This window comes from Pseudanabaena sp. 'Roaring Creek', from assembly GCF_001402795.1.
Lineage (GTDB): Bacteria > Cyanobacteriota > Cyanobacteriia > Pseudanabaenales > Pseudanabaenaceae > Pseudanabaena.
In genome coordinates, this window is record NZ_LIRE01000693.1 from 1 (window position 1) to 10,796 (window position 10,796).

The 10,796-nt window shown below is 43.8% G+C and carries 7 protein-coding genes and 1 pseudogene; 5 read left to right on the forward strand and 3 right to left on the reverse strand.

Features of this window, described 5'->3' with window-relative positions; translation table 11 throughout:
* Window positions 1-33: 33 nt before the first annotated feature.
* Window positions 34-159 (forward strand): annotated as a pseudogene (locus tag AC805_RS25805) (IS5/IS1182 family transposase); the annotation flags it as partial.
* Window positions 160-197: 38 nt separating this feature from the next.
* Here the strand turns inward: AC805_RS25805 and AC805_RS19665 are convergent.
* The 3 genes from AC805_RS19665 to AC805_RS19675 form a co-directional block, all read right to left on the reverse strand.
* Window positions 198-2,234 carry an endonuclease MutS2 gene (locus AC805_RS19665; protein ID WP_055076976.1) on the reverse strand — a complete coding sequence of 679 codons (2,037 nt, stop codon included), beginning with the start codon at window positions 2,232-2,234 and terminating at the stop codon, window positions 198-200.
* Window positions 2,235-2,430: 196 nt separating this feature from the next.
* Window positions 2,431-2,649 (reverse strand): hypothetical protein, encoded by a 219-nt coding sequence (locus AC805_RS19670; RefSeq protein WP_055076977.1) that lies wholly within the window; start codon window positions 2,647-2,649, stop codon window positions 2,431-2,433.
* Window positions 2,650-3,160: 511 nt separating this feature from the next.
* Window positions 3,161-4,222, reverse strand: a complete 1,062-nt coding sequence (locus AC805_RS19675) for a glycosyltransferase (RefSeq protein WP_055076978.1) — start codon at window positions 4,220-4,222, stop codon at window positions 3,161-3,163.
* 85 nt (window positions 4,223-4,307) lie between these two features.
* Between AC805_RS19675 and AC805_RS19680 the strand changes: the two genes are divergently transcribed.
* The 4 genes from AC805_RS19680 (at window position 4,308) to AC805_RS19695 (ending at window position 10,649) form a co-directional block, all read left to right on the forward strand.
* Window positions 4,308-4,844, forward strand: coding sequence for a hypothetical protein (locus AC805_RS19680; RefSeq protein WP_055076979.1), 537 nt, complete (start codon window positions 4,308-4,310; stop codon window positions 4,842-4,844).
* A 352-nt stretch (window positions 4,845-5,196) separates the two neighbouring features.
* Window positions 5,197-7,167 (forward strand): ABC-F family ATP-binding cassette domain-containing protein, encoded by a 1,971-nt coding sequence (locus AC805_RS19685; protein WP_055076980.1) that lies wholly within the window; start codon window positions 5,197-5,199, stop codon window positions 7,165-7,167.
* Between the two features lie 48 nt (window positions 7,168-7,215).
* Entirely contained in the window at window positions 7,216-9,687 is a 2,472-nt protein-coding gene (locus AC805_RS19690) for an MASE1 domain-containing protein (protein ID WP_055076981.1), read from the forward strand.
* A 110-nt stretch (window positions 9,688-9,797) separates the two neighbouring features.
* Entirely contained in the window at window positions 9,798-10,649 is an 852-nt protein-coding gene (locus AC805_RS19695) for a response regulator (RefSeq protein WP_055076982.1), read from the forward strand.
* The last annotated feature ends 147 nt before the right edge of the window (window positions 10,650-10,796 follow it).

The window sequence follows — 10,796 nt, forward strand, 5'->3', positions numbered from 1 at the left end:
CTTTCTTTACCTCCCCGAAACACCTATTGAGCCTTTAAAATTCTCTCTTTACCTTATCGTAATCGTCGTCGTTTTGGTTTGCGTTGTAATTTGATTGCTGCCATTTATAACTTTGAAGTCGCTCTTGTTGCTTCTAAAACTTTCTCTCCTCTGGATTAATTTTCAGTTCTGCAAGAAGTCTATTTTCTAGATCTTGTCTAGAGCGGCTCGGTGTCGCTCAAATTTACCGATAGCTTCATCTGACCAAGCCGCACGGAAAAATCCCCCGCACCATTGGGAACTGTCAGGACTTGCGCGATTTTGCCAAATTTGGGAATGCGCACCCGATCGCCAATATTTAGGGTTAATTTGGGCTTTTCGGGAGGCATTTCTGGCAAATGACGTTTCGTCAGCTCCTCGATCCTTCTTTCGGTATGCTGGACATCCGTCGCCGCTTGCTCACCCTGCTGTAATTTACGAATCACCCTTCCAACTTCCTTTTGGGCTTGAGCGATCGCGGCATTGACCTCTTTTTCTTGGCGATCGCGCAGTTCCTTCGCCTGCGATCGCATCATTTCGGCACGATCCAGAATTTCCTTATGTAAGCGTTCGGTTTCGACGAGTAAGTGGGCGGCTGCTTCGGTCTTTTGGGTTTGTTCGCGACGCTGGGCTTCCAGTTCGGCAATCACATCATTCATTTCGGCAGAACCGATACCCACGCGCACCTGAGCGGCTGCGAGAATGTCCTGTGGTAATCCTAACCGTCCTGCGATCGCGAGGGCGTTAGAACGTCCAGGAATTCCCCATAGTAGGCGATAGGTTGGCGCAAGGGATGCATCATCAAATTCGACCGAGGCATTTTCAAATTTCGGATTTTGATATTTCAGCGCCTTGAGTTCGCCGAAGTGGGTTGTCGCGATCGCGAGTCGTGAATGTTCGCCCAGATATTCCAACAAAGCTGTGGCGATCGCACTGCCTTCCGAGGGGTCAGTTCCCGCACCTACCTCATCCAGAAGAACTAAGGATTGCGGCGAGAGGGCTGCGAGGATTCTGCCAATACGGCGGATATGTCCCGAAAAAGTCGAAAGATTTTGTTGCAATGACTGCTCGTCACCAATATCGGCAAGGACAAGATCGAACCAAGGCATTTCCACAGGTTCCTTGGCAGGAATGAACATGCCCGCCTTTGCCATAAGAGCTGCTAAGCCAAAAGTTTTTAGGGTTGCAGTTTTGCCGCCTGTATTAGGTCCCGTGATGACAACGACAGAAATCTGTGGGGAAATCAACACATCCACAGGTACGACTTCGCGACCTTCCTCATTTTTCTGTTGCCATACGAGTAAAGGATGGCGTAATTGGCGCAAAACGATCGCCTCCCGATCAAGAAAATGCGGCGGATTGCCTCCTAGCCAATAGGCATAACGCGCCCTCGCCACCGCCAGATCGATTTTGGTAACGATAATTAGCAATCTTTGCAAATCTTCTGCGATCGCTGTGATTTTGGCGCTTAGTTCCGTCAAAATTATCTCGATCTGGGCTTGCTCCATTTTTAGCAATTGCCTGAGCCGATTATTGGACTGCACGATCGAATTTGGTTCCACAAAGAGAGTCATTCCCGTGCTAGAGGTGTCGTGAATGACCCCTGGCACGCGATCTCGTTGGGGAGATTTGACCGACAAAACATAGCGATCGTTGCGTTGAGTAATAATCTGCTCCTGTAACGAGCTAGCATTGCGCTGCATGATGTTTTGCAGCTTAGTCATAATTTGATCGCGTACCGAGGTTAATTCATGGCGAATTTCTCCTAGACGCTCCGAGGCGCGATCGAGTACATTTCCCCCTTCATCAATACAGCGATAAATTTCCTGTTCCACATCAGGATAGGTGCGCAGATCGCTGGCAAGTATCTGTAAATTGGGGCAGTAATCAGCATTGTCTAATTGACGGCGGAGATTTCTCGCTCCTGCCAAAGTCGTAGCGATCGCCCATAGTTCTAGAGCTGACAAAATCCCCTGTTTCTCAGCGCGAAATACTGCCTCCGTAATATTTTGGATCCCATCTAAGGAAACACCCGCATTTCGCTCCTCTAGGGCATAGGCTTCTTTAGTTTGGGTGAGTAGCTCTAACGTCTCTTCATAGCGATCGGGTATGGGTATATGCGCTGCCGCGATCGCTCCCAGCTTTGTCGTTGTAAATGTTGATAAATGCTGACATAAACGATTCCATTCCAACAGATCTAACGTCTCAGCTTGCATGACACCTCAAAATAGATTTTTTTCCACAAACAGCAGCAAGCGTTGCCCACTTCTGTTGATAATACTTTTCTATTGTGCCAAAAAATCTACGGACAAATGGGCTTAAGCCCCTCTAAGCGCTTAAAAAGCTCTTAAAAAAGGAGTTGCAAAGCAACTCCTTTTTTGTTTTTTGATATTTTTCGATAATTTTTGTTAACTACAGGCGAGAAGCTAATCTCTCGAAATCGGCTTGGGTACTAGATAGCATCCTGCTACGGCTATCTTGAGTGCGATCGCCACTTAAATTCGGGACGAGGTTACGAGCTTGTAAAGCCATGTGTAACTGCAAATGTGCGACATATTCACTTAAATCGCCTTGAACATCAATTTGTTTTAGCGCTACAGATTTATTGTTAGTCACCACGTTACCTCTCATGTGATATATGAATGCAAACTAAATATGAGTTTTTCTTGACTAATCTTTACTTTCGCTTAGATTATTTAGATTTACTTAGATTAAATAAGTTTTTTCTATAACTTTCGATATAGAACTTATCATACAGACGTTCTTGTAATATATACCTATATACGAAGCGTAATCTTTTGACGTAATACTTAACAATTGTCTCCAGCCCCAAAATTGCAGATGAGAAATATGGGGATTGAGTCACTAGGCGCAAAACCCCAAATATGAGGGGCAGCGCTTCGCGCTGCCCCTCATATTTGGGGTTTTGTGTCCTAAGTAAACCTTAATACCAATTCACTGAAGCGAGCCAACACTTCAGTGAATTAAAAAACAAACCCAGTAAGGTTTTAAGATTCCCAAAATGGCAACGCCATTTTGGGAATTGGTATAAGTTGCTAGGACTAAGTTGCTAGGACTGCACAGTCTTTTTGTACGGAATGGGTAGCGCCACTACCCATTCTGTGGATTACTGGGGATTTTCTTAAAACTTCAATTTCTTTTTTAATTTAGTAAATAATTTGGCAAATAGTTTTTGCGATCGCAGTTTTAAGATCTCTCGATAACCTAGGTCAAGGATATGCTGCTGTACGAAGGGTTTGAGATCGAAAAAATCGTTTAACTCCTGTAAAATTACGACCAGACGAGCGGTAATATTTTCTGCTCGGTATTCATCTAAGACCTGTGGGGATAAGGATAACCTTTGTCCGCTACTAAGGACTTTCATAATACGTTGCACATCAAATTCTGGAGAATATCCTGCGATCTTGTAGCAATTAAAAGCAGGATCTAAATAATCAGACAAGCCGTGATTGACACTGGAGAAAACTTGACATCCGCAGGCAAGAGCCTCCATCGGTTGTAGTCCAAAACCTTCTGTCACCCCTTGAACTGCCCAATATTCGGCAGAATCGTATAGATAAATCTTGGCGCGATTGAATAGTCCTTCTAAGTCTTCCACATAGCGATCGATTACTTCCACTCGGCATTGTTTTTGGAGAGCAGGAATTAATTGATTGAGTAGATAGCTCGAAGATTTCCTTGCCTGAACCAATATATCAATATCGCGATCGCCCCATGCATTTGTTAAATTATCCCCCAAGGCATGAAAATCACAAAATTTAGCGGAAATCTCATTAGGCAAATAATATAATAACGAGTGTGGCGATCGCTGTCCCCAATAGCCAAGGGTATTGCGACTCACTGTAATAATTGGCACACTTGAGGGCAAATTAAACCCATAACCAGCGCTGTGGGCATGATAAACCGCATTGAAAGATTTTAGTTTTGCCGCCAGTTTAGCGACATCAAATCCCCAACTCATCACGAAAATTACATCTTCTAAGTCTTTAGATAAGTCTTTAGATTTATTCTGAGAACTCAATAGATCGTCTAGCCATAAATGCCCCTTTTCCCGCTGGCGATAGGTGACAACCTCCGCAGGACAAACTTTTTTAACTAATTCTAGAGTTTTTAGCTCCGCCCACAATCCCCCACAAGCAAAGCGATCGGTCGTTCCTGGTAATAGAAAGTATAGTCTGCGCATTTATTAAGCTCAAAATATTAGGCTCAAATCCTTGTTAAACAAGTTTAGGTTAAAAGCGATAAGCAAGAAACTCCATTGGAGTTTCTTGCTACAGTGGGTTGCTGCTACGGCGATCTCCTATGCAGTTGGTGGGATAATCAGTGCTTTTGTCACCGATTACATTCCTGGCAATCTGGGAGTGATCTTAAGTTTCTTAGTCATGAGCATGGCGATCGCCCTTGCCCAGTGGTTGGTACTCAGAAAACGAATTTTGGGTATGGGTTGGCTATGGGTGACTCTAGTAGGTGGTACATTGGGCGGAGCCTTTAGTTCTTGGGCGAGTTTTTGGTTGGCAGTGACCTATGGAGATGCGGTAGATCTTTTGGCTATCTATGCTTGCTTACGCGGACTGTCGATAGGATTTGCTCAATGGACGATCCTCAAACACAGCTTTAGGCGATCGGGGTGGTGGGTGGTCGGGACTACGTTCAGTTGGTATCTCAGCGTCATGATCGGTAGTCAGTTAATGCAGAGCCTAGGGTATTTTTTGACCCTTCTCGTTGGTGCAATTTATGGATTGTTAACTGGAATCTTGTTACTTCTATTTTTCAGTCAGAAGTTGCGGTCTTGCCAAGCGGGATAATTAGCATAGAGTTATGGCGCGAAGCGCCATAACTCTATTTGGATATTCTTTTCTAGATGCATCTAAGTATAGCTATCGCCAAATGTACTAGGACATAAACCCCAAGAATTGACTGGCGGCGCGAAGCGCCGCCAGTCAATTCTTGGGGTTTGATTTGTCCTAATTTAAGTGACTGTAGCTATAAGTGGGCTGTAAGTGGGCTGAATTAAATATAAAACCCTAAAACCTGCGGCGTACGCTGCGCGTGCACCGCAGGTTTTAGATCTGGATTTTAATTATGCTGAGGTACTTAGACGCAGTGCAGTTAAACTAAGACATAAAGATCATAGATTTAGATCATAAATTACAAGGCATGGCACTTTTTACACTGCGATCGCTCAGAAAAGACTTTGGCATCAAAGAAATCCTCAAGGATGCTAGTTTTAGCCTCGATGAAGGCGACAAAGTTGGGTTGATCGGCACTAATGGATCGGGAAAGTCTACATTACTCAAAATGATTGCGGGACTGGAGCATAGCGATGGGGGCGAACTATGGGTCAATTCCAGTGCCAAAATCATTTATTTGCCACAGCAACCAGACTTAAATGAAGAAAATACCGTACTGGAACAAGTGTTTGCCGATAGTGGCGAACAGATGGCATTAGTGAAGGAATACGAGGAGATCTCCGATAAATTGACCCACGGACATGGAGATCAAGATCGTTTGCTAGAACAACTATCGCGAGTCTCCGAACGGATGGATCTGACTGGCGCATGGGATTTGGAAACCAATGCCAAAATCGTCTTAACCAAATTAGGAATTGACGATCTCGAAGCGAAAATCGGTAGCCTTTCTGGGGGATATCGCAAACGGATTGCGATCGCCTCCGCTTTACTCTCTGCTCCCGATGTTTTATTAATGGACGAGCCAACTAACCACCTTGATGCCCTATCCGTAGAATGGTTACAAAGCTATCTCAATCGCTATCGTGGTGCATTATTGCTGATCACCCACGATCGCTATTTTCTGGATAAAGTTACCAATCGGATTATTGAAATTGATCGCGGCGATCTGTATTCCTATACAGGCAACTATTCCTATTATTTAGAAAAAAAAGCCGAAGCCGAAGAGTCCGTATTAAGCACACAGCGCAAACATGCTGGACTATTGCGACGAGAATTGGAATGGCTCAAAAAAGGTCCTAAGGCGAGAAGCACTAAACAAAAAGCTCGCATCGATCGCGCCCATGCCCTGCAAGCAACTGAATTCAAACAGGCTAACGCGAAAGTTGATATAACTACCGCAGGACGGCGCATCGGCAAAAAAGTAGTCGAACTAGATCGCATTGGTAAATCCTACGGCGATCGCACTTTAATTAAGGGATTTTCCTATAACTTTACTCCCGAAGATCGCATCGGCATTATTGGTAGCAATGGCGCTGGCAAGTCCACCTTGATGAATATCGTCACGGGACGTTTGCAGCCCGACGAAGGAACCGTTGAAATTGGTACAACCATCCATTTTGGCTACTTCGATCAGCATTCGGACGATCTCGCCGAACATGGCAATCAGCGAGTAATTGACTATCTGAAGGATGTTTCGGAATTAGTCAAAACTGCTGATGGTAGCGTGATTACAGCTTCGCAAATGTTAGAGCGCTTTCTGTTTCCTCCCAATCAGCAGTATGCACCAATTAATAAACTCTCTGGAGGGGAAAAGCGACGTTTATTTCTATTAAAAGTATTGATGGCAGCTCCGAATGTCTTAATTCTTGACGAACCGACCAACGATCTCGATGTTCAGACCCTCGCAGTTTTAGAAGAATATCTTGAAGATTTTAACGGTTGTGTGATTGTGGTTTCCCACGATCGCTATTTTCTCGACCGTACTGTGGATATGGTGTTTTCCTTTGAGAATGCTGGAGAAGTTCGTCTATATCCTGGCAATTATTCGGTTTACTTGGAATATAAAAAAGATGAAGTGGAGGCAGAGAAGGATGCTAATGTCACCAAAGAACTATCACATAAAGCTGCTAAAGAGCAAAAAACGAATAATTCAGTTCCATCCAAACCATTAACTCCATCAACGACGGAAGTCGCTAAGCCCAAAACCGAGATCAAAAAAGCATCACAACTTTCCTATAAAGAAAAACGTGAGTACGAATCGCTAGAAGCAAAGATTCCCAAACTGGAAGAAGAAAAAAGCCAAGTGGAGAAAAAACTTTATCATAATCCTCCCAGCGGACATCAAGAACTACAAAAGCTGTCCGACCGTTTAGCCGAGTTAACCCAAGAAATCGATCGATCGACCGAGCGATGGCTCGAACTCGCCGAACGAATTTAGCTGCTATATTCTTATTAGTTTAGTAGCTTCGCCCATAACATTGCAGTGATGAAACCCGCTCAATCTGACCAACCGATATCTAGTGATTCAACTAGTCGTTCAAATTGGAATCTATCTCGATTTGGTTTGGATTTTAAAAATTATCGCTGGTGGATGGAGATGCTCTGCATCGCGATCGCCTATTTTGTGGTGTCTAGAATCACGGCTAATACAATTATTGCTAAAAGTATTGGACCATCCCCCGTTTGGCCTGGAGCGGGGGTAATTGTGGGATTGCTTTTAGTTTGGGGGCGATCGCGCTGGTTGGGTGTTTTCTTAGGGGCTTTGTATCTCAATTCCCACCGTAGTGGGCTTTCAATTCAAGCAATGTTCACCGCTTCAGGTTCGACCATTGGCTCCTTAGTCACAGTCTCTTTGATTTTGTACCTTACAGGTACAAATTATCCCTTCAAGCAGGTTCGCCATGTAGTTATCTTCTCCCTATGCTCGTTATTTAGTGGGACAGTACTTCAGACGATCACAGGAGTCACTAGCTATATGTTGCTGGGTATGTATATCAAGGGCGGATTTTGGAGTTTTTTCTGGCCTTGGTGGATTGGGGATTCGGTGGGGGTTCTCCTCTTTGCACCCTTAGTATTGGCATGGTTGCGATCGCTTCAGGATAGTGCCATCCCATCTTGGCGAAGTTGGGAAGTATTAACAGCTATAACGAGTCTGATTGCCGTAGCTTATTTTTCCTTTTATGACAGCCAACCGATCGAATACCTATTATTACCCCCATTACTATGGTCGGCTTTTCGATTTGGAGCAAAGTTAACAACTTTGCTGGTGATGCTTGTGGGGATGACCGCCTCAGTTGCCACAGCCTATAAGTATGGGATTTTTTACAAGGCAATGGAACAGGGAGATTCCCTGCTACTTTTACAAATTTTCATGGGCGTAATTGCCGTCGCAACCATGGCAGTTCTCGCGATCGTCGCTGAAAACCGTAAAGCCAATCTTCGTTTGCAAATGGCTAATGCCGACTTAGAGCAGAGGGTCTTCGATCGCACCATAGAGCTGCGCCAGAGCGAAACAAAGGCTTTAGAACTAGCTGCCAAGGCTGAAGCTGCCAATCAGGCTAAAAGTACTTTTATTGCCAATATGAGCCACGAACTGCGATCGCCATTAAATGCAGTGATCGGCTTTTCGCAGCTCATGATGCGAACGAACGACCTACCAAGGGAACATTATGAAAATGTCAGTATTATCAATCGCAGTGGTGATTATTTATTGACATTAATCAATAATATTCTCGATCTATCGAAAATTGAAGCGGGTAAGACAACGCTCAATACGCAAAATTGCGATTTGTACTATCTCCTTGAAGATTTGGAGGATATGCTCCAACTAAGGGCGAGCAATGCGGGCATAGAGTTGATTTTTGTGAAAGACGATCGGGTGCCGCGTTTTATCCGTATTGATGAAGTTAAGCTCCGCCAAGTTTTAATTAATTTACTTGGCAATGCCATCAAATTTACGAAAATGGGGAATGTCAAGCTGCTCGTTACAACTGTCGATGTTGCCGAACAAGACTGTGCTTTAAATTTTAGCGTTCAGGATACAGGGGTGGGGATTGCCCCTGAAGAATTGTCAGATTTATTTGTTTCGTTTTCTCAAGCTCAAGCGGGAAAGGAAAAACAAGAAGGGACAGGACTAGGCTTATCTATTAGTCAAAGGTTTGTCCAATTAATGGGCGGTGAGATTACCGTGGCTAGCGAACTTGGTCAAGGTACGACCTTTCAATTCCAAATTCCCATACAGTTGGGGAAAGAAGCGATCGCCGATGCTAATCCCAAAATGCGGACTTTAGCCCTTGCCCCCGATCAACCCACCTACAAAATTTTAGTTGTCGATGATAAACCCATTAATTGCCAACTATTGATTAAGCTATTGCAACCGATGGGCTTTGAGGTGCAAGAGGCGAGTAACGGACAAGAAGCGATCGCTATTTGGGATCGCTGGGAACCACATCTGATCTGGATGGATATGCGAATGCCAATCATGGATGGATATGAAGCCACAAAACATATTAAGTCCACCCTTAAAGGGAATGCCACGGCTGTAATTGCCCTCACCGCTAGCGTTTTAGAAGAAGAAAAAGCCATCCTGCTTTCGGCTGGGTGTGATGACTTCATTCGCAAGCCTTTTAGCGAACAGATGATTTTTGATACCCTTGCGAAACATCTTGGCGTACGCTATTTATACGAACAGGTTCCCACCCACGCCCAAGAGCTAGAATCTTCTTCCCTAGAGATAAACTTAAATTCTGAAAATTTAAAAATCATGTCCGAAAGCTGGGTTATGCAGTTATACAAAGCAGCAATGGAAGCGGACAAAAATATTGTGATGGGTTTAATCGATCAAATTCCCGAAGAAGAAATTTCCCTAGCGCGATCGCTAACTAAACTAGCCCGTAATTTCCAGTTTGAGAAATTAATTGACCTCACCGAGCCTGTCATATTTACATACAAACAATAGTTCTTTGTGTTCTAATTAAAATAAATACAAATAGTTTATAGAATCATTTAATCTCAATATTTCTATGAATTATATAGATTAGATTCAGGTTTAAGTCGCAATATTAATTCATGATCTACAATCCTTCTCTTGAACTAACAGGCAATATCCTCCTAGTAGATGATCTCCCTGAAAATTTACAACTACTGAGCGACCTATTGCTAACACTTGGCTATAACGTTCGTAGCGTTACTAGTGGGCGGATGGCTCTGAAAACAGCGAAGGTAAAGCGTCCCGATTTGATCCTGTTGGATATTAAAATGCCAGAGATGGATGGCTATCAGGTTTGTCAAGCCTTGAAGGAAGACGAAGATTTACGGGATATTCCTGTGATTTTTATTAGTGCGTTAGATGATGTTTTTGATAAGGTAAAGGCTTTTTGGTCTGGCGGCGTTGATTACATTAGCAAACCGTTTCAGCGAGAGGAGGTTGTAGTGAGGCTAGAAAATCAACTCACGATTCAACGTCAGAAGCGTTTTTTACAAGATGAAATTGCCAGACATAAAGAGACTGAGGAGATGTTATATCAGTCTAGAGCTTTAGTTACTAGCGTTTTAAATAGCGTGTCCGATGGCATCGCGGCATTACAGGCTGTGCGCGATCCGACGACGGGTGACATTATGGACTTTCGCTGTCTTGTTCTAAATCCGATGATTGCCAGATTTTTCGATCGCAGCCGCGAAGACTTGATTGGCAAACTTGTTGTTAGAAGATTTTTAGAAAAATTTAATCGCAAACTATTTGAAAAGCTAGTTAACGTGGTGGAGACTGGCGCTTCGATGGATGAGGAGATCTACTATCCCCTCCATCCCCCAGGATGGTATCAGATCATAGCGGTCAAATTAGGAGATGGTTTTACGGTCACGATCAGAGATATTACGTTGAGAAAGAAATCAGATATAGATACGCAATCGCATAACTAATACCAATTCCCAAAATGGCGTTGCCATTTTGGGAATCTCAAAACCTTACTGGGTTTGGTGTTTATAGCTGTCGCCAATTGTACTAGGACATAAACCCCAAGAATTGAATGGCGGCGCGAAGCGCCGCCATTCAATTCTTGGGGTTTG

Coding starts and splice junctions, on each gene's coding strand:
- AC805_RS19665 (WP_055076976.1), bottom strand. CDS start 2,234: ATGCAAGCTGAGACGTTAGATCTGTTGGAATGGAATCGTTTATGTCAG.
- AC805_RS19670 (WP_055076977.1), bottom strand. CDS start 2,649: ATGAGAGGTAACGTGGTGACTAACAATAAATCTGTAGCGCTAAAACAA.
- AC805_RS19675 (WP_055076978.1), bottom strand. CDS start 4,222: ATGCGCAGACTATACTTTCTATTACCAGGAACGACCGATCGCTTTGCT.
- AC805_RS19685 (WP_055076980.1), top strand. CDS start 5,197: ATGGCACTTTTTACACTGCGATCGCTCAGAAAAGACTTTGGCATCAAA.
- AC805_RS19690 (WP_055076981.1), top strand. CDS start 7,216: ATGAAACCCGCTCAATCTGACCAACCGATATCTAGTGATTCAACTAGT.
- AC805_RS19695 (WP_055076982.1), top strand. CDS start 9,798: ATGATCTACAATCCTTCTCTTGAACTAACAGGCAATATCCTCCTAGTA.